This window comes from uncultured Roseobacter sp. (genome assembly GCF_947495025.1).
GTDB lineage: Bacteria > Pseudomonadota > Alphaproteobacteria > Rhodobacterales > Rhodobacteraceae > Roseobacter.
Genome location: NZ_CANLXG010000001.1, coordinates 900,926 through 920,786 on the forward strand (window position 1 = coordinate 900,926; position 19,861 = coordinate 920,786).

A 19,861-nucleotide genomic window follows, 5' to 3' on the forward strand; every position below is an offset into this window, starting at 1 on the left:
TTTGTCCTTCCCGAATTTGCCACCGGCATGCACTCTGCAGAGACCGGCGGGCCTGAACATCCTGGCGCCGGTGATGCGCACCGGGGGGAGAACGACGTGCCCAGAATTGTGTTCGATCAGGTCGCCAAAAGCTATGGCGCAACCGAGGTCCTGCCACCGTTTGATCTGGAACTGGATGACGGCGAATTTACAGTTCTCGTCGGTCCGTCGGGATGCGGCAAATCCACAACGCTGCGCATGCTCGCGGGCCTTGAGACGCTTTCGGGCGGCGAGATTTACTTTGATGAGCGGCCGATAAGCCGGCTGGACCCCAAGGAACGGGACCTGGCCATGGTGTTTCAGGACTATGCGCTTTATCCGCATATGAACATTGCCAGAAACATGTCCTTTGCCCTGCGGCTGGCGCGGGTTCCGAAGGGTGAGATTGACGAAAAAGTTCAGCGTGTCGCTGAAATGCTGAACATCGCGCATCTGCTTGACCGCAAGCCGGCCGAACTGTCAGGCGGCCAGCGTCAGCGCGTTGCGATGGGCCGCGCACTGGTCCGGGATGCCGGTACTTTTCTCTTTGACGAACCGCTTTCCAATCTGGACGCCAAACTGCGCGGTAAAATGCGCGCCGAACTGGCCGAGATGCGCGATACGATCGACAAAAACATGGTCTATGTGACCCATGACCAGGTCGAGGCAATGACGCTGGGCGACCGGATTGTCGTGATGAGCGACGGGCTGATCCAGCAGCAGGGATCGCCCGAGGAACTGTTTAAATCGCCGCGAAACCGGTTTGTGGCAGGCTTTATCGGCTCCCCCACAATGAATTTCCTGGACGGCGAACTGGTCGAAGAACAGGGCGCTGTGTGGGTTCGCGGCGACGGGTTTCACCTGCCGCTGGATGCCGAGATCAGTGCACGAGCGAAAAATGCGCCGGACCGCAATATTACGCTGGGACTGCGCCCGTCGAGCTTTTCAACGGATGTCACTCTTGGCGCTCCGATAGAGCTGCGCGTCGTGGTTTCAGAATACCTCGGCGCACAGTCTGTTCTTGTCACACGTTGCGGCGGGACGGACGTGCTGGTCGAGACCCAGAGTGCCGCCCCAGTCAGATCAGGCGGGACCCAGACTTTTGGCGTCCTCACGGACGAACTCATGATTTTCGACAAGACGTCGGGGCTCAGGCTCTGACACATCAAAAGAACAGCATCAGGGAGGACTGACGAATGCTATCACTCAAATCAATCCTGACGGGGACAGCCGTTTCCGTTTCAATGGCCGGCATGGCGCTGGCTGACGGGCATGGCGGGCCTTATGCGCCCTACGCGGGCACCACGCTTGTGATCAACGTGCCCGCACACCCCCACTATAACGCCATGATGAAGGTGATCCCGGAGTTCACCAAAGAGACCGGCATCGAGGTCGAAGTTGACCAGCTGCAGTATCTCAAGATGCGCGAGCGCCAGACGCTGGAGCTGACCAAGAGCGAAGGCGACTATGACATGATCGCCTATGTGGTCTTCTCCAAGGCGGACTACATCTATGCGGATCAGCTGGAAAACCTGGCCAAATACTTCATGAACCCCGCTCTGGCGGATCCCAACTATGACCAGGCCGACCTGATCTCGGGTTACGTTGAGAACATCGGCGTCGCCGGTGGTCAGAAAGGTTATCTGCCAGGGCAGCTGGGCTCGGCCTACGGCATTCCTTTCGGCTCCGAGACATCCGTTCTCGCTTACCGCAAGGACATCTTTGAAAAGCACGGCATCGGCGTGCCGGAAAGCTACGATGACCTGCTGGACGCGGCCTGCAAAATCCCGGAAGTTGAGCCAGGCATGGGCGGCATGGCCTCCCGCGCGGCATCCGGCCACCAGGCGAGCCACGCATTCCTGCTGCACCTTGCCCCGCTGGGCGGCCGGGTATTCGACGACAGCTGGGAGCCGATCATCAACAATGAAGCCGGTGTTGCAGCTGCAAACGCTCTGAAAACCATCGTGGACTGTGGCCCCGAAGGCAGCCAGACATTCGGTCCCGCCGAAGCCGCCGCTGCCTTCAGCCAGGGTCAGGCCGCGATGTTCATGGACAGCATTGCCTTTGCTGCGGGGTTTGAGGACCCGAGCAAATCCAAGGTTGCCGGCAAGGTCGGTTACGCGCTGCACCCCGAAGGTGTCCGCCGCGGCAGCCAGACCGGTGGTTTCGGCATCGCCATCCCGAAAAACGCCCAGAACAAAGAGGCCGCTTTCCTGCTGATGCAGTGGCTGACCTCGAAAAAGGGTGATCTGATGGTGGCGATGGCGGGTGGTAACCCCTCGCGCTTCTCTACCTATGAGAACGCAGAGCTGAACGCCAAATACCCATACTCCGCGACCTTTGGCGAAGCGCTGAAGTACGCTGACCCCGACTGGCGTCCGATCATCCCCACATGGGGCAAGATCAATGCCGACATCGGGACAACTATGAGCCAGGTGCTGACCGAGGGTCTGGAACCGCAGGAAGCGCTGAACGGTGTGGCCGAACGTGCCCGCGCCATCATGGATGAGGCCGGGTACTACACCTGGCAGTAAGCTCTCCCTCCCAGGAGCCCCGCCGGGCCGTAAAATCTGCGGCCCGGCACCCCCACCCTGCACCGATGGACCCGTGACATGCAGACCGCAAACGTCAACAGGCTCACGCCATATCTCTTTCTGGCCCCTGCCGCGATCATCATGGGCATCGCCCTGCTCTACCCCATCGGCTACATGGTCTATGCCAGTTTTCTGGACTGGAACCCCAGCCAGCGCATCGGAGAGGCCGAGTTTGTAGGTCTTCGGAACTACATTAACCTGCTGGGCGATGCTGCCTTTCTGGAAAGTTTCTGGGTCACCATCAAATTCGCGGCCGTCGTTGTGACCCTCGAGATGTTTCTTGGCGTTGGTCTTGCCCTGCTGCTTGACCGGAACATCCGCGGCATGTCGTTGCTGCGCACTCTCTTTATTCTGCCGATGATGATCGCGCCCATCGTTGTGGGTCTGATGTGGCGCTACATGTACCACCCGACCGTCGGCATCTTTAACCGCACCCTGAAATCAATGGGCCTGGACCCAGTCCCATGGCTGTCGGACGGCAACTGGGCCTTTGCCTCGGTGGTGATCGCCGACGTCTGGCAGTGGACCCCGTTTATTTTTATCCTGTCGCTGGCCGCGCTCCAGTCCCTGCCCCAGTCTGCGATGGAGGCCTCACGCATTGATGGCGCCACCGGCTGGCAGCAGGTCATCTACATCAAACTGCCGCTGATGCTGCCTGTGCTGATCGTGACACTGCTGCTGCGCCTCATTGACGCCTTCAAGGTGCTGGAGGTGATCCTGGTACTGACCAACGGCGGGCCGGGTCTGTCGACCGAAATCCTGTCGCTGCGCATCTCGCGCACCGCCTCAGAGTTCCGCGAACTGGGCGAGGCGGCGGCCATGTCGAACTTCCTGCTCATTCTGCTGATGGTCCTGACCTTTGGCATGTTCTTCTACAACAAGGCGATGGAGGTGCGCGCCGCGCGTCTGCGCGCCGCCGCCGAGGAGGATCTGTAATGGCAGACAAGACCTATGACCGTCAGAACCCGGCGTTTTATGCCTTGCTGGTCGCCCTGGTGGTGATGTCCGTCGGGCCGATTGCGATGATGCTGATGACATCGCTCAAGCTCAACGTCGACATCATGTCGGATACCTCGTCGCTGCTCTTTATGCCCACACTGCGCAATTATGAAACCGCGCTCTGCGACTTTCTGTGGTACGAGGCGCCGCACATCGACTACTGCGACAAGACCTTCGGGCGGGCGCTGGTCAACTCGCTGATCATCGCGCTGGTCTCAACCGTTCTGACACTGGTGATCGGCTGTATGGCCGCCTATGCACTTGTGCGGTTCCGCTTTATGGGGCGGGACACGGTATCGCTTGCCACACTTGGCATGCGCATGGTGCCACCTGCCGTGCTGCTGGTGCCTGTCTTCGGAATCTGGACGTTCCAGTTCCAGATCGACGGGACACGGGCGGGTATTATCTTGGTCTATGTCGCGATGAACCTGCCCTTTGTCATCTGGATCCTCCAGAGCTTTATCGTTCAGGTCCCGATCCAGCTGGAGGAAGCCGCCCGCATGGATGGCGCGGGTCCCTTTGGTGTGTTCTTTCTGGTCGTCCTGCCGCTGATCAAACCGGGCCTTGCTGCTGCGGCGATCTTTACCTTCCGCGTCGCCTGGAACGAGTTTCTGCTGGCCAATGCGCTGGCCGACCGGAATTCCCGGACTGTACCCGTGACAATCGTGAACTCCATGACCGAGTTTGACATCGACTGGGGCGTGATCATGGCGACCGGCATGCTGCTGGCCATCCCGCCGATCATCTTTACCTTTGTGGCCTCGCGTCAGATCATCACGGGTATGACCGCAGGAGCGGTCAAGGGCTGATGCTGGAGTGGCTGCTTGCACCTGTGGACCCTGCCGTGGCCCATGACGTGGGTGGCTATCTGAGCTGGCATGCACGGTCCATGGTGCTGGCATGGGGTGTTCTGGTCCCTTTTGGCATCTTTGTTGCCCGCTATTTCAAGGTTCTGCCCGGTCAGGACTGGCCCCGTGCGCTGGACAACCACGTCTGGTGGAACACGCACCGTATCTGCCAGTATACCGCATGTGCGCTGATGATCGTCGGCCTGTGGCTTATCCTGAACGCAGGCACGATCACGTTCCGACCCGGACCGCATTCACTGATCGGCTGGGCGGCCCTGGCTCTGGCTTTGGTTCAGATCACCGGCGGCATCCTGCGCGGCACCAAGGGCGGCCCGACTGACCCTTCACCGGACGGCACGCTGCGGGGCGATCATTTCGATATGACACCGCGCCGTCTCATCTTTGAATACATACATAAATCAGCAGGTTACGTGGCACTTGCCTTTGCTGTTGCGGCCATCCTGACCGGGTTATGGCAGGCTAATGCGCCAAACTGGATGTGGCTGAGCCTCGTGCTCTGGTGGGCAGCGCTTCTGCTGGTATCGGTGTTTCTGCAAAGGCGCGGCATGGCGGTCGACACCTATCAGGCGATCTGGGGGCCGGATCCGCGCCTGCCCGGAAACCAGCGCAAGCCGATCGGCCTCGGGGTGTCACGCCGGTCGAAAAACAACGACATGCCCGGCTCTGCCTGATCTGTCAGATCAGATCAGCAAGCCTGAGACGCTGTATCTTGCCCGAGGGTCCTTTGGGCAGTTCGGACAGAAAATGGATGCGCTCAGGTGCCTTGAACCTGCCCAGTTTTTCGATGCAGATCCTGATCAGCTCGCCATCAGACAGCCCGGAGCCGTCCCGCACGCGCACTGCTGCCTCGACGCGTTCTCCGTAAGTCTTGCAGGGACGCGCGAAAGCAGCCGCCTCTATAACATCGCCATGTGAATAAAGCGCTTCGTCGATCTCGCGGGGCGCGATGTTTTCACCGCCCTTGATAATCAGCTCTTTCAGACGACCGGTCACAAACAGATAACCGTCTGCATCCCTGCGTCCCAGATCGCCCGTACGCAGCCAGTCACCGTAGAACGTCTGCGAGGTTGCCTCGGGGTTCTTGAGATACTCCAGCATGACACTGGGGCCGCGGACAACGATCTCGCCCTCCTCTCCGGGTGCGCATTCAGCCATCTGCGGGGTCAGAACCGACACGTCGTTGCCCCAGGCAATGCCAGGCGATCCGATACGGCGCTCGGCCGGGGGCAAGGGATTGGACAGGATCTGGGCCGCCGTTTCTGTCAGCCCCATGGTTTCAATGACCGGGACACCGAAGCGCTCTTCGAAAGCAGTCTGCACATCCGGTGCAAGCGCCGAGGAAGCCGAGCGCGCAAACCTCAGCCGGGTACGGGTGCCATCGTCCGGAAGGGTTTCGCTGTGCAGCAGATGGGAAATGATCGTGGGGACCACCGAAAACCAGGTTGCCCCTGTCTCGGCCACCTGCTCCCAGAACCGGCTGGCGGAGAACTTCGGGCACATGGCAACCGACCCGCCGGACACAAGCGCACCCATCAAGGAGACGCACAACCCGTTGATGTGGCAGATCGGCAGAACGCAGAAACCGCGATCGGCAGGTGAAAGATCATGTGCAACCGTTGCGGTCCACCCCCCTGCCAGCAGGCTCGACTGGGTGTGCACCACCCCCTTTGGCCGGCCCGTCGTACCAGAGGTATACATCAGAAGCGCATGATCACCGGGCGACACCGCGTGCAGTTCGGCATCAGGTGACGTTTCCGGAACCTGAAAACGCGTCATATGCGCGGGGCGTGTCGCCTCAAATACCCCGGCAACGCTGTCGTGGACAAGCGCGACCCGCGCCTCACAATGCTCCAGCGCGTATGCGATTGCGTCGTTTCCGGCTGCGAGGTTGATCATGGTGGCGCGAAAGCCGCCGTAAACGGCGCCAAAGAACGCCAGAACACCCGCACGTCCGTTGGGGTGAAGGATCGCGACACTCTCGCCGCGCCGTGTCCCGGCAGCTGTCAGCGCCAGCGCAATGTGGCGGGCGGCTGCGACAAGGTCCGGCCAGCTGAGCGGCGCGTTATCATCAGTGAAAACAAATGCTGTCCTGTCACCCGACGCGCGGTGATCCAGCCAGTCGCGCACAGTACCGCCAGGAGGTGTATGGCGGTCAGCTTTCATCTGCCCGCTGCATCCCAGTAATCGCCGAAAATGTCTTCGAGGTCCGGTTCATCGGCCGGGATCTCACGCACGATCTTTGTCGTCTGCATAAAGTGCCGCCAGTGCAGATTGTCATCAATGGAGTTTCCACCCCACGACCCGCACCCCATCGACAGTGAGAACGGCATGCCGTTGTTGAATGCCCCGCCCGTGGCAAAGCAATGCGCCTGATTGACGATGACACGGCAGGTGGGCACGGCACGTCCCAGAACAATCGCGCGGTCATGCACGCTGGTGTGCAGTCCGACCGAATGTCCCGCCCCCTGGTATGCAAGAATGCGGCCAGCCAGCGCCACCGCATCCTCAAAATGCGCCGCACGGTAAAGCGCGGCGACGCGGGACAGTTTTTCCCCCGAAAGGGGATGCTGCGGACCTATGCCAGTGGTTTCGACGGCGATATATTCCGTTCCTGCGGGCACGTCGTCTGTTATGCCCAGAGCGGCAAGCATCCGGTCTGCGTCCTGTGCGATCACATCCCGGTTCAGATGGCCGCCGGGCCACAGAGCGTCGACAACCCGCGCCTCATTGTGCACGACGGCCCCGCCTGCGCGGGCCATCGCAGCGACAAAATCATCATAAACCGCATCGACCACAATCAGCGCGTTCTCTGACGAGCAGGACGTCGCATTGTCGAAGGTCTTGGAGGCGCGGATTTTTTCCGCAGCAGCGTCGAGATCGCAGGTCTCATCCACGATGACTGTCACGTTGCCGGCCCCGACCGCCAGCGCCGGTGTCCCGGACGTATAAGCGCGTTTTACGTTATTCTGTGATCCCGTCACCACGATCAGATCCGCCGTTTCCAGAAGGCGCTGGGTTTTCTCTTTGCTGCCCTGACCCGGTATCATCTGAACAAGGTTGCAGTCCTCGCCGATTTTCTGGAACTCGCGGTGCACACAGTCCAGCAGCGCAACGCAGGCCGGCACCCCTTTGGGGGACGGCGACAGGACAATCGAATTCCCGCACTTCAGCGCGTTGATGATATTATTGGCCGGCGTCGCCGCCGGGTTGGTCGAGGGGACCACAGCCCCGATCACACCCATGGCCCGCGCAATCCGGGTTATCCCGGTCGCGTCATCTTCGCTGATCACGCCCCAGGTTTTCTGACCCGCGATATCCCGCATCAGCCCGAGTGTTTTCCTGTGATTTTTCATAATCTTGTCGGGCACATTCCCAAGCCCGGTTGTCTCAACAGACAGCTCCGCCAGACGTCTGTTGCGTTCTGGCTCCATGATTGCCCACGCGGCGGCGAGTGCGGCTCTGTCATACCTTTGCTGAGAACCGTTCGCCTCGTAATCCTTCTGTGCTGCGCGCGCGCGCGCCACCACAAGGTCCGTTTCGGCAAGGTCATCCGGAGCGTTCATTGTATCATTCCTGTTGTGCAGACCCCACCCCGGACACCGGGATGGGGCATTGCCGGATCAGAGGCCGGCGAGTAGTTCCCGGAGCGTTACTTCGCGTGCCGCCCACATCTCAAGCACCTCGTCGCGTGTCATGATATGCATGGGCGAGCCGCCCGCTTTCATTTTGCCCGCAACCCGCGTGTTTTCGAACATCGCCGGTACGGTTTCCGCCAGTTTGTCGATCACACCCTGGGGCGTGCCTTTGGGCACCATGATCCCGCGGAAGTTTACCGAGGAATTATCGACGTCCAGTCCGCTTTCTTTCATCGTCGGTACATCCGGCAGGAACGCGTTGCGTTCAAGGTCGGCAACGGCCAGAATTTTCACATTGCCCGCTTCACGCGCACGGAATGCGTCGCTGAGGTTGTTGATGCCGGCCATTACTTCGCCGGCAATCACGGCTTTCATTGCCGCTGCGCCACCGCCTTTCGTCGGAATATATGCCATCGAAAAGCCGCCCGCCTTTTCCATCTGCAGCGCCGCAATATGGTGTCCCACAAACAGCCCGGCACCCGAAGTTGTCAGCTTCCCCGGATTGGCAGAGGCAAAATCAACCACATCCTGGAGAGTGTTGAATTCACTGTCGGCACCCACAACCAGAACGGCGGGATCCGCCCCCCAGTTGGCTATCGGCTCAAAACTGTCAGCCGAATATTCGACGCCCCCCTTGATCGACTGCGCGATGAAATGCGGGATGTTGTAGGCACCCAGTGTGTAGCCATCCGCGTCCGCCTGGGACGCCAGCCAGTTCCAGCCGACACGCCCCCCCGCACCGGGTTTGTTGAGGATCGCAATGGGCATACCAAGAGCATCCTCGTTTCCTGCCGTCATGGTGACGATACGGGCCTGAAAGTCCGTAGCGCCCCCGGCGCCATAGCTGACCATCATCATGATCGGCCGCTCCGGGTAATTGGCGTGGCCATCCGCGACCGCTGTGGTCGAGAGACCCGCGAGGGCGATTGCAGCCCCTGCCAGTAGTTTCTTCATGTTTCTTCCTCCCATCAGAATTCTGCCGCTTTGCGCGGTTCAGAAAAGGATCTCCCGCGGGGTGTATACCTTGAGCAACACCGCAAAGAGACCGTACATAACGGCCATGAAACAGGCCGTGATGATGACACGCTTTACCCACGACTTCACCAGCCCGTGCGGGGCGGGATCGTAGAGGCTCAGCAGAATGAAAAAGGCGATTGCCGTGGCAGTGTAGAACCCCAGCCCTCTGGCCGCCCAGAAGATATAGACCAGCGCAATGACCAGTCCCGGCAGCAGGTTGGTCAGCTGGCGCGCGCTGATCCCGTTGCCTACCCTCGTCCGGCCCAGACAGGCTTTGAAGAACGTCCAGAGGGCGAGCACGACAAAAACCGTCGAAATCAGCCTTGGAAACAGAAATGCCTCGGACGGTTGCTGCGTGTAGCTGACATATGTCACCCAGATCCCGACAGCGGCCACAATACCCGAGCCGATAATGTGCTGAACACGCGGCAGGCTCATTTCGCTCATGCCATGATCTCCTCTTTCGAGGTGTAGCGGCGGCTGCGCAGTTCCATCCACGCCGAATAAAAGACCGAGGCAATAACCACGGCGATCAGGAAGATATTCAGCGATCCGCCGAAGAAATATGGCATCACACCATCAGTCGCATTTGCGATCATGCTGCCCTGGATAAAGTTCGCTTCGGCGATCGGGCCCAGAATGAGGCCCAGAACCAGGGGTGCCGCCGAGAAACCGAAACGTTCGAGGAAATACATCATCACGCCCAGTCCGGCCATGACATAGACGTCCCCCATACTGGACTGAACCGAATAGCTGCCAAAGACGGCCAGTCCCAGAACCACCGCGGCCATGACGCTTTGCGGCACCTGTGCCACTCTGGCGGCCAGACCGGCTACATAAAGACCAAAGATGCACATCAGCACCTGACCAATCAGCATCGAGTTGATGAATGTCCAGGCCACATCAGGGTGGTTGTCAAAAAGGTCCGTGCCCGGAAAAATGCCGTGGATCAGCAGTCCGCCCAGTAAAACAGCCGCAGTAGGCGAGCCCGGAATGGACAGGGTCAGCAGCGGCACAAGGGACGGGCCGACCATCGCGTTGTTCGCGGATTCGGCCGCAATCAGGCCCTCAGGGTGGCCTGAGCCGAACTTTTCCCTGTCCGGGCTGAACTTTCTGGACTGGTCATAGGCGACAAGCCCGGCGATCTGTCCGCCGACGCCCGGGATCAGGCCGATGACAGAACCGGTCATGGTACCGATCCCCACAGCCCGGCGGTTGCGCAGAAGCTCCGAGACTGCCGCGCCAATGGGGTGCTTCTGCACCCTCATGACTTCGGCACCGTCCTGCCGGCGCCCACGCGCAAACATCGTGATCACCTGCGGAATGGCAAACAGCCCGATCAGGGCCGCGATGATGTTGATCCCGCCCCCCAGCGAGGGGTGAAAGATGAACCTCTGAGCGCCCATGATATCATCGAACCCGATCGTCGCGAGCCACAGACCGATGCAGCCCGACAGCAGCCCTTTGACCACCGACCGCGAATCAAGCGAGCCGATCACGGTGACGCCCAGAATGGCCAGCCAGAAGAGGTGGCTTGGCCCGAAGGCCAGCGCCCAGCGCGCAAGCACCGGTGTCAGAAAAATCAGGAGGAGCACCCCGAAAATACCACCCACAGCAGAGGCCAGAAAGGACAGCTGCAAAGCGCGGGCACCTTCCCCTTTCTGCGCCATGGCGTGGCCGTCAAGGGTCGTGGCGATATTGGCCGGAGCGCCGGGAATTTTCAGCAGGATTGCGGAAACCGCGCCTCCGGCGACTGTCGAGGTATAGGCCGCGCCCAGAAGGATCAGACCCTGCGCCGCTTCCAGCTGAAACGTAAACGGGATAAGAAGTGCCACGGCCATTGTCGGTGACAGCCCGGGTGTTGCCCCCAGGATCAGCCCGCCGATGGTGCCGAGCAACAGCAGGCCAAAATTCACAGGCGTGAAAACGTCCCCGAAGTAAAAGATGAATTCCACTGCGCCCCCCGCGGATGCCCGCTCTTGACTCAAAACCGTAAGCAATGAAAATAGTTTTGCAAATGTTTTCATAAAGCGCTGAAAAACACCCCTCATATGCCTGAAGATAAACCGAAAAAAGTTGATATATTCGCAGTTGCCAGGCGATCCGGCGTATCGATTTCCACGGTTTCACGCAGTTTCAATCACCCCGACCAGGTCAAACCCGCGACTCGCAAAAAGATTGATCGCGCGGTCCGTGAACTCGGGTATATCCGCAACCGCGCCGCACAGACGATGCACGGTATCCGCAGCGGAACGATCGGCCTGGTCGTGCCGACAATTGACCACACGATCTTTGCCGAACTGATCCATTCCTTTTCTCAGTCGGTCGAGGAACAGGGGTTTCTGATCCTTGTGGCGAGCCACGGTTATGATCTGGAAAAGGAATATGCCGTGGTGCGGAAATTTCTGGAGCACCGCGTGGATGGTGTCGCTCTGATCGGTCAGGATCATTCAGAAGAAACCTACCAGTTGCTGGAAAGCAACGGCACACCGGCCATTTCCATGTGGAACCACGATCCCGCCTCGCGCCTGTCCTGCGTAGGTTCGGACAATGCCCTGGCCGGCCAGCTGGCCGCACAGTGTCTGCTCGATCACGGTCACCGCGACATCGCGCTGCTGTTCCCGCCCCGCCAGGAGAATGACCGGGCACGTGGGCGCTATATCGGCGCGATGCGGACCCTTCAGGCAGCCGGTATTCAGCCGGGTGGCGATATGCTGGCCGAAGCTCTTTACAGTCTGCGCGATGCAAAAGATGCGGTTACTGGTCTGCTCCGGGGAGCGGTGCGGCCTACGGCGTTGCTGTGCGGCAATGACGTTCTGGCAGCGGGCGCGCTGTACCGTTCGCTGGAGCTGGGTCTGCGCGTCCCGGAGGACCTCTCCATCATCGGCATCGGCGATTTCAGAGGTTCGGAGGAAATGACACCGGCCCTGACAACTGTCCGTCTGCCTGCGCGCGAAATCGGCCACCTTGCGGGCCAGCAGCTGGCCGCGATCATTGCTGGCCATACGGTCCGGACCATCAGGATTGACTGTGCCATCCGCCTTAATGTGCGTCAGACGTGCAGACGCATCACCGTCTGAAGCAGGGTCAGCCCGCGAAAAGCGGCGTGCTGGCCGCTATCGCCCATGCCAGACAGGCCCCCAGCGCGACGCCCGCCGCCTCAGGTCCACTCCTGCGGGAGATCCAGGTCCCCATCGTGCCGTAGACGATAAAGAACAGGACAAGAACGGGCAGTACGGTAAACAGCAGGGCGATACCGCCACCACCGGCGATCATCAGAAGGGCCAGGGCGGCGACAGGCATAATGCGCCCGACCATACGTTGCCAGGGCGCGGCCCCGGCGTGCAGAATGCGGTCCGCCAGCATGAACGCCACTGCCGCCGGCATGAGCAGCGCCATGAGCACAACACGCGGCCCGGCAGGCACAAAGGAAGCAGCATAGCGATCCATGGCTGGGGCGAAAACGGCAAGTCCCCACACCAGCAGAAGCAGCAGGCCGGGCACAGGGGGCGCGGTCATACGCATGCCGGAACGGTAGAGCAGCGCAAGCGTTACGAGACCCCATACCGCCATGAAGGCGAACAGGCCGCCAAATCCGGCCATCCCCAGCAGACTGCCATCTGTCAGAAACCCGGCAACGGTGCCAGCAACCGCGCCTGAAAGCAGTATCAAGAGGTACCGGACCGTACCGGGTGGGTCCGGTTCCTGAGCCGTATGGCCAAGGCCCCGCGACACCCCCCGGAGGGCGGCAACCAGAGACACCAGCAGAACCAGAACCCAAAGACCGGTGTGCACGACCCGGCCCCGCGGTTCATGGGACAGCGCAGCGCCCAGCCAGTTACGCGTCTCCCGAAGGGTTACGGTGCTGAACAGGACCGCAACATGTTCAGTACCCGGAACGGCGACGGCCCGGCGCAGAACGCCATCTGTCCCCCGCGTTTCCCCCTCGGATGCATCCGGTGCCACCATCGACATATTGTTGAGCGCGGCCTCTCGCAGACGCGCCTCCCAGGCTCCGGAAATCATGAGCAACCGTTCCGGAAAGGTCGGGCTGACAGCTTCGGAATACATGGAAACAGCCACAATCCCGGCCGCATCCGGCACACGACGGGCCAGCCGGATGATGATGTCGGTTGCCATGGAATGCCCGACGAGCCCGACCGGTCCGGTCGTTCCGGTCTGTTCCCGAACGGCCCGCAGCACAGTCTCTGCCTGATCTACCAGCTGCCGGGTAGTGCCAGCGATGTTGCCGATGTCCGGAGACAGCAGTTCCACGCTGCGCCCGTGTCCAGCAAAGTCAAAGGCGGCCACGGTAAAACCCGCGCGCGCGAGATCCAGCGAGATTGTCTGCATCATCTGCGTGGAGCCGGCAAACCCATGCGCCACAAGCACCAGCGGCCCCGGAGCCTGCGTGTCCTGCGCCGTATAGACCGTTGCCGGCCCACCCGGCGTGGCGACAGACGACACGTTCACGCCCACCCGGTGACTTTCCAGTTTCCATACGGCCAGAACCGCCACCACTGCGAAAAGCGCGGTCCAGAGAACCGCATATATGTGTCTGCCCGCCTGCATAGTGCGGGACATAATGCACCCACGGGAAGGTGACAGGAAAAATGTGCCGCAGGCTCGACCGCTCTGGTATACCGCCCTACGTCTGACACATGCTGATAGTGAGCCCCACCACCGTTCTGAACAGGTCTGCTCTGGAAACAGTGTCCGTTCCAAAGCGGATGCTGGGACGCATCACCATTCTGCCCCGGGGCGGCGCGCGTCCGGCGGTGATCCTGCGGCTGATATTCGAAGTTCAGATCCTGCGGTACCTGATGGCACTGGCGCCTTTTGTGTTTGCTATGCTGATCTGGCCCCATCTCGCGCTGCCGATCTCCCAGGCGCCCATTCCGATGCTGATTGTCATCGCCGTTGTTGAAACAAAAGTGTTCACCGTCCGGCCCGACGCACGCGCACAGCTGATCAGCGACGACGACATGGCGCGACAGCTGGATGCGCTGCGGTTCAACGGCCTCAGGATGCTGACCCGGATCGCCGCGCGTCACAGGATCGTGCAGGGAAACCTGCATCTGGTGGTAGAGCAATCGGAAATCGCACGTGTTCCGCCTCTGACACTCGTATCCGTGCAACGCGGCGGCCCGGCGCCTGAAGTACTGCCACTGGATGTCGCAGACCTAGCAATGCTGCGTGACGGGCTGTTTGATGAGACACTGACCGAGCGCAGCCTGCATCTGGTCTCCCTGCGAGAGAACCGCAACCTGCACGAAACAGTGCTGGATACGGCCTCTGTACCGGCCCACGCGCGCATGGCGGCGCTTATGGGCGAAAAGCCCAGCACCCGCGAACTGCAGGAGGCTTAGGGAATGTCTGTCAATACAACGCCTGTTACGCCCGGGCGGGCTCTCGACCTGCTCCGGAAAGGGTGGCAGGCGCAGCGCGACGGGGCACTGACCAGCTCGTGGATGCTCCATGGCAGACCAGGGGTAGGCAAAACGGATATTGTGCGGCAACTGGCAAATGAGACAGGCGCTCAGCTTTTTGATCTGCGCCTGACCACCATCGAGCCTCAGGACCTGCGGGGCCTGCCCTACTACGATCATGAAGCTGGCAAAACCGTGTGGTACCGGCCCGAAGATCTGCCTGACGATCCTGAGAAACCCGCCATCCTGTTTCTGGACGAACTGACGGCGGCGCCGCCGATGCTGCAGCCCACGGTTTATGGTCTTTTACAGGAGCGCCGTGTCGGACGGCACCGTCTGCCGGACACGGTTTTTGTTGCAGCTGCCGGGAATATGATCGGGGATGGCGCTGTCGCGTATGAAATGGGCACCGCGTTGTCGGACCGTCTGATCCACCTCCTGCTCCAGCCGGAAACCGGCGACTGGCTGGAAAATTTTGCAGCTCCGCGGGGGCTCGAACCGGCTGTGACCGCCTTTCTGCGCGGCAGACCTGATCTGCTCGACACCACGTCTGACAGCCTGCAGCGCGGCCAGATGATCGCCTGTACGCCCCGCGCGTGGGAACGTGTGAGCCGCATCATGGCCGCCGTGCCAGACCGCGCCGATCAGCAGCCACTGATCGCAGGCACCCTGGGCGAGGCCGTGGCAGCAGAATTTGCCGTTGTCGCCGATGACATCGCAGCAACAGTTCACATCGACGCGCTGCTCTCGGCCGCTGACAAAGACCGGCCCGGCCATTATCCGACAACGCTGCACGGGCTGAATGCGGTTGTCTTTGGGCTGGTCGGTGCCGCCTCAGAAGCCCGCATGTCCCCGGCAATCGACGCTATGGAAGCAATCAGACACCTTGATGCGCTGCGACCTGGTCAGGGGTTTACCGCTTTGCCGTTGTCAGAACTCTGCAGCTTCGGGTTCGAGATGCTGATGGCGCGGGCGCTGCGCGAGGATACTGCCGACGCCTTTGCCGGCTCCGATGCCTATGCACGATATGCCGCGGATCGTCAGTCCGCCGGACTGGACTGAGCCTTGGCACAGAGATCACTGCGCGCCGGGCAGGCCATAGCACATCTGGCCGGCGCCGACCCTGCTCTGGCGCTTCTGGCACTGTGGTGTGACATCACCGATGCCCCGGACGGCACATCCGTCACTACAACCACAGGCCACCGGATTGCCATTGGTGAAGATTTCAGCACGCTCGCTCTGCGCGAACAGATTGGTCTGGCCGGGCACCACATCCTGCATGCAGCACTGCGGCACAGCGCCCGCGCCGCCGATATGGCGAGGCGCGCAGGCGACAGTTTTGATCCGGAGCTTTTCGCTCTGGCCGCGGATGCAGTCACCAATGAAATCCTGCTCGAAGCCGGCCATGCGATACCGCGTCCGGCGGTGACGCTGCGCGGCCTGCTGACCAGGGTGGCCGGACATGACATCGCCGACGATGCGCCGCTGATTGCGGACTGGGACACAGACCGGCTCTATACGCTTCTGAGCGCGCAGGATGCCCAGGGCCGCGCGCGGCGCCGGAATTACACAGAAGATCATCGTTTTCAGGCCGATCTGGTACCGTCCGCAGGAGCCGGCGAAACCGAACAAACCCCGGATGCCTGGCAGGGGCACCTGATACGCGCGGTGGGCACCGCGCGGGGCGCAGGTCGCGGCATCGGGCCGATCGTTGCGCGCATTGCCGAGTTTGCCGAAGACCGAACCCCTTGGGAGGTCATTCTGCGGGGTCTTGTCGCCCGGGCAATCGCGCCGGGACAGACAGCTTCATGGCGCCGCCCCGCGCGAAGATGGATTGCTGCAGAGGCGCTGGCGCGCGCGGCGGGTGGGCCTGCGCCTCTGTTCCAGCCCGGATATGTCCGCGACATGCACAGACCCCGGATCGCCGTCGGTCTGGACAGTTCAGGGTCAGTATCGGATGCCCTGCTCGGACGGTTTTGCGCTGAACTGAGCGGCATCACCCGCAGGAGCGCCGCTGAGATACATCTGCTGGCCTTTGATCAGGATGTTTATGACCACATACGTCCTGGTCCGGGCAGCCCGGTTGTGCCAGCAGCCGGACTTGTTCTGCGGCGCGGCGGCGGGACATCCTTTGTGGATGTACTGCTCAAAGCCGAAGCACTGGATCCGTCGGCAATCGTCATCCTCACGGACCTTGACGGTCCGATGGGTGCGCGACCCGGTGTCCCTGTAATCTGGGCGGTTCCGGGGGTGCCCGCGTCGCCGCCCGCCTTCGGAGACGTCGTGACGCTTACCGGCTGATGCCTTCTGAACCGCGCGTGATTTGCGTGCCGGAACGGCGCCATGGCAGCATATAGGGAACCTGCGCACGATAGGCGTCAAAACCTGCGCCATAGCGCGCGCTGAACCGCTTTTCCTTGAGCCGTGGAGCGAACACACAATAGAGCGTCAGCAGTACAGCCAGCCCCAGCTGATCCGGCGTCCAGACCGGCACTGTCCAGAGCGTCAGCGCGAATGAAAGGTAGATCGGTTGCCGGATGATACGGAACAGCCCCGTAACGGGCATGTCCGGATAGACAGGCCTGCGGTTCTGCACCACCGACATCCAGCCGAGAGCACCGGACTGCACTTCGGCGCCGGCATCATAGCTGGCGCGAATCAGAAGCCCCCAGGACAGTGCATAAAGGCATGTCACGGTCCAGAGTGCCGGGCCTTCCGCGCGCCACCAAACGATACCGCTCGGGGACCAGCATACAAACAGCAGCGACAGCTGAGCGGAAGCGACCACGGCAAAGGTCGTTGTGCTCATATCCGCGCCACGTGGACCTGGCCAGAGCGCGGCTGTCAGTTTACGCCCGCGCCGCGTCAGAAGCGCGGAATGCGCCAGTGGGAACTGCACGATGAGCACAAGGTTCACCAGACCTGCCGTCACACCCGAAAACCCGCCCTGCCCCAGTGTCATGCCAGAGTACATCACAAGGATCATTGCGCCGACTGCGACAGCAAACAGAGCGTGGCAGAGCGCACCAAACACCACCGCCGGGATGATCCGGCCCGCCCCCGGCGGTGCGTGGCGCAACCCGGTGACCAGGTCCAGCAGCCGCCGCCAGGGTGGCGCCGGAGCATCGGATGGCTCTGCGGTGTCGTTCACGAGGTCGCGTCTTCTCCGTTCTGATGGCGCTTGAGAATGCGCTGCAGCGTGCGTCGGTGCATATTGAGCAGCCGCGCCGCCTGCGAGACATTGCGACCGGCGGAGTCGAATACAGTCTCAATATGAGCGATCCGCGCTTCTTCCGGCGTGATGGGCGCCTCGGGTGGGGCGGGCTGGGCATTACGCGGTGCTTTCAGCGCGGCGACGATCTCATCGGCACCCTCCGGTTTTGCCAGATAATCAACGGCACCGGCCTTGATGGCCGCCACAACAGTGGGCGTGTTGCCATAGCCGGTGAGCACCACGGCGCGGGCGGACGGCCAGCACTTGCGCAGCAGCGTTACAATCTCAAGACCGTTACCGTCCTCAAGCCGCAGATCTATCACAGCATAGTCAATCCGCCCCGCCAAGATTATGCCGGTCGCTTCAGCCACGCTGCCCGCACAGAGCGTGTCAAACCCGCGTCTGATCATTGCTTTTTCGAGCCGTTCACGGAACGTGACATCGTCGTCGAGGATCAGAAAGGTCTTTGCTTTACTTTGTCTTTTCTGCTGCATTCCGGTCTCCTTTCAGAGACATACGCAGCAGGTCACGGACGGGATCAGCGCAGCGGCATTCTGACGCGACCGGCAGTGACCTCAGACCATACTCAGAACATCATCCAGATTTACGCGCGCTTTCAGGCGCGTTGCCAGCAGGAACATACCTCCGATCTTGCGCTGCAGAAAAAGCGCATCCGCCGGAGGCACGACCCAGTAATCCCCCCGTGCGGCAAATTCCATGCCAGCTTCGCGCAATCGCTGCGCCAGATCGCTGGTGGCAAAATCAAAGATACCCCCTCTGCGCATCGGCGCCATCGCCATATCGAACATGCCCCAGATCGCCTCTGCATGGTGCGCCTGCGGCTCGGATGCCAGAAAGCCGATCGCCTCAAGCTGCTGCATGGCACGCGCACGATCGCCCTCCAGCCCTGCTTCCAGCAACTTCCGGTACTGGTCTGTCAGTTCCGGCGCGAAAGCCCGCGTGGCCCCGAAATCCAGTAAAATCACCTTTCCGTTATCCGCGTCCCAGGCATAGTTGGCGAAATTCGGATCCGTCTGCATCAGCCCGAACTCGAAAATCTCGCGCATCATCAGACCGATAAGCACGGACACAACGTGGTCGCGCACATCCTGGGGTGCATCCGCAAGCTGGTCCACCGGCACTCCGGGTGCAAAGCTCATTCCAAGAATTTCATCAGTTGTCAGATCTTTGCAGAGGGCCGGCACACGAAGATCCGGATCCCCGGACAGCAATGCGCCAAAGCGCGCCAGCATGCGCCCCTCGCGTTCGTAGTCTGCCTCCTCATGCAGCTGCCGGCATGCCTCAGACAGCAGCGGATCAAGGTCCAGCTCTGAAGGTACCAGCCCGGACATCCGCATCAGCAACGCAACATTTGCAACATCACTGTCGATGCTGCGCCGCACCCCGGGATACTGCACCTTTACCGCGACCTCGCGCCCGTCGACCGTCGTTGCCCGATGCACCTGCCCGATTGAGGCCGCAGCGACAGGGCGCACATCGAAACGCCGGAATTTTCTCGTAAAATCAGGGCCCCAGTTGCGGGACAGAACCGTTTTAAGCTGCTTTGGCGGCATAAAATGTGCGTCATTTCGCAGCCGCCCGAGAATGTCAGCCAGTTCGGGCGGCAGAAAATCGCCCCCCTCCATCGACAGCAGCTGGCCCATTTTCATTGCTGCGCCGCGCATGTGTGCCAGTTGCCGCGTTACCCGTGCCAGATTGGCAGGGGTCAGAAGCAGCCTGTCTATATCGGGTCTGCTGCCGCTGAGCCATTCGCGGCCGCCATTAACCGCAACGCTGCCGGCAACACCCAGTGCCATGCCGCCCAGACGGGACATACGCGCCAGCCGCGTACCGGGCACGGCGATGCCTCTGGGTCTGTGGTGAAACTCGGACAGTTGTCTGCCTCCCTGCAGTGAGGCTGATATCTAGACCACATCTGGCAGAAACCAATACGCGGCCCGGGTCCCGAGCGATTTTTGCAAAAACGGTGGCTTTTTGCCTGTTCTGCGGTGAAGGTGTCCCGGGAGCCGCGCATCCAGACACGGGCGCGGAAAGGACAATTTGGGGGGGGTAGCATTGGTCAGGT

At 61.2% G+C, this 19,861-nt stretch carries 18 protein-coding genes; 9 read left to right on the top strand and 9 right to left on the bottom strand.

Going from position 1 to position 19,861, the window contains the following annotated elements:
- Positions 1–96: 96 nt before the first annotated feature.
- The 5 genes from Q0792_RS04345 (at position 97) to Q0792_RS04365 (ending at position 5,151) form a co-directional block, all read left to right on the top strand.
- Positions 97–1,179 carry an ABC transporter ATP-binding protein gene (locus Q0792_RS04345; protein ID WP_298836784.1) on the top strand — a complete coding sequence of 361 codons (1,083 nt, stop codon included), beginning with the start codon at positions 97–99 and terminating at the stop codon, positions 1,177–1,179.
- Positions 1,180–1,214: 35 nt separating this feature from the next.
- On the top strand, positions 1,215–2,552 hold the full coding sequence (locus tag Q0792_RS04350; RefSeq protein WP_298836786.1) for an extracellular solute-binding protein: 1,338 nt from the start codon (positions 1,215–1,217) through the stop codon (positions 2,550–2,552).
- A gap of 78 nt (positions 2,553–2,630) precedes the next feature.
- Complete coding sequence (locus Q0792_RS04355) at positions 2,631–3,548, top strand: carbohydrate ABC transporter permease (protein WP_298836788.1); 918 nt, start codon at positions 2,631–2,633, stop codon at positions 3,546–3,548.
- A complete protein-coding gene (locus Q0792_RS04360) occupies positions 3,548–4,420 on the top strand; it encodes a carbohydrate ABC transporter permease (RefSeq protein WP_298836790.1) in 873 nt (290 codons plus the stop codon). Before Q0792_RS04355 ends, Q0792_RS04360 begins: the two co-directional genes overlap by 1 nt.
- Complete coding sequence (locus tag Q0792_RS04365; protein WP_298836792.1) at positions 4,420–5,151, top strand: cytochrome b561 domain-containing protein; 732 nt, start codon at positions 4,420–4,422, stop codon at positions 5,149–5,151. The genes Q0792_RS04360 and Q0792_RS04365 overlap by 1 nt, the downstream gene beginning before the upstream one ends.
- Before the next feature lie 4 nt (positions 5,152–5,155).
- Here the strand turns inward: Q0792_RS04365 and Q0792_RS04370 are convergent, their stop codons facing one another.
- The 5 genes from Q0792_RS04370 to Q0792_RS04390 are packed head-to-tail and all read right to left on the bottom strand — an operon-like array spanning position 5,156 to position 11,087.
- A complete protein-coding gene (locus Q0792_RS04370; RefSeq protein WP_298836793.1) occupies positions 5,156–6,643 on the bottom strand; it encodes a class I adenylate-forming enzyme family protein in 1,488 nt (495 codons plus the stop codon).
- A complete protein-coding gene (locus Q0792_RS04375) occupies positions 6,640–8,043 on the bottom strand; it encodes an aldehyde dehydrogenase family protein (protein WP_298836795.1) in 1,404 nt (467 codons plus the stop codon). The genes Q0792_RS04370 and Q0792_RS04375 overlap by 4 nt, the downstream gene beginning before the upstream one ends.
- A 57-nt stretch (positions 8,044–8,100) precedes the next feature.
- Positions 8,101–9,069: a tripartite tricarboxylate transporter substrate binding protein gene (locus Q0792_RS04380; RefSeq protein ID WP_298836797.1), complete on the bottom strand. Its 969-nt coding sequence runs from the start codon at positions 9,067–9,069 to the stop codon at positions 8,101–8,103.
- A gap of 39 nt (positions 9,070–9,108) precedes the next feature.
- A complete protein-coding gene (locus Q0792_RS04385) occupies positions 9,109–9,579 on the bottom strand; it encodes a tripartite tricarboxylate transporter TctB family protein (protein ID WP_298836799.1) in 471 nt (156 codons plus the stop codon).
- Positions 9,576–11,087: a tripartite tricarboxylate transporter permease gene (locus Q0792_RS04390; protein ID WP_298836801.1), complete on the bottom strand. Its 1,512-nt coding sequence runs from the start codon at positions 11,085–11,087 to the stop codon at positions 9,576–9,578. The genes Q0792_RS04385 and Q0792_RS04390 overlap by 4 nt, the downstream gene beginning before the upstream one ends.
- Positions 11,088–11,183: 96 nt before the next feature.
- On the opposite strand from Q0792_RS04390, the gene Q0792_RS04395 reads away from it, so the two are divergent.
- The gene (locus Q0792_RS04395; RefSeq protein WP_298836803.1) at positions 11,184–12,212 is read left to right on the top strand and encodes a LacI family DNA-binding transcriptional regulator; all 1,029 of its coding nucleotides are present in this window, start codon (positions 11,184–11,186) and stop codon (positions 12,210–12,212) included.
- A 7-nt stretch (positions 12,213–12,219) separates the two neighbouring features.
- On the opposite strand, the gene Q0792_RS04400 is transcribed toward Q0792_RS04395, so the two are convergent.
- Complete coding sequence (locus tag Q0792_RS04400; RefSeq protein WP_298836805.1) at positions 12,220–13,716, bottom strand: alpha/beta fold hydrolase; 1,497 nt, start codon at positions 13,714–13,716, stop codon at positions 12,220–12,222.
- Positions 13,717–13,802: 86 nt separating this feature from the next.
- On the opposite strand from Q0792_RS04400, the gene Q0792_RS04405 reads away from it, so the two are divergent.
- The 3 genes from Q0792_RS04405 to Q0792_RS04415 are packed head-to-tail and all read left to right on the top strand — an operon-like array spanning position 13,803 to position 16,862.
- Positions 13,803–14,501: a hypothetical protein gene (locus Q0792_RS04405; protein ID WP_298836807.1), complete on the top strand. Its 699-nt coding sequence runs from the start codon at positions 13,803–13,805 to the stop codon at positions 14,499–14,501.
- Between the two features lie 3 nt (positions 14,502–14,504).
- Complete coding sequence (locus Q0792_RS04410; protein ID WP_298836809.1) at positions 14,505–15,623, top strand: MoxR family ATPase; 1,119 nt, start codon at positions 14,505–14,507, stop codon at positions 15,621–15,623.
- Between the two features lie 3 nt (positions 15,624–15,626).
- Positions 15,627–16,862, top strand: coding sequence for a VWA-like domain-containing protein (locus Q0792_RS04415; RefSeq protein WP_298836811.1), 1,236 nt, complete (start codon positions 15,627–15,629; stop codon positions 16,860–16,862).
- Here Q0792_RS04415 and Q0792_RS04420 read toward each other — a convergent pair.
- The 3 genes from Q0792_RS04420 to Q0792_RS04430 form a co-directional block, all read right to left on the bottom strand.
- Entirely contained in the window at positions 16,852–17,712 is an 861-nt protein-coding gene (locus Q0792_RS04420; RefSeq protein WP_298836813.1) for an isoprenylcysteine carboxylmethyltransferase family protein, read from the bottom strand. The genes Q0792_RS04415 and Q0792_RS04420 overlap by 11 nt on opposite strands.
- Positions 17,709–18,269: a response regulator gene (locus Q0792_RS04425; protein ID WP_298836815.1), complete on the bottom strand. Its 561-nt coding sequence runs from the start codon at positions 18,267–18,269 to the stop codon at positions 17,709–17,711. Before Q0792_RS04425 ends, Q0792_RS04420 begins: the two co-directional genes overlap by 4 nt.
- A gap of 81 nt (positions 18,270–18,350) precedes the next feature.
- Positions 18,351–19,610 (bottom strand): AarF/ABC1/UbiB kinase family protein, encoded by a 1,260-nt coding sequence (locus tag Q0792_RS04430; RefSeq protein WP_298838613.1) that lies wholly within the window; start codon positions 19,608–19,610, stop codon positions 18,351–18,353.
- Positions 19,611–19,861 lie beyond the last annotated feature (251 nt).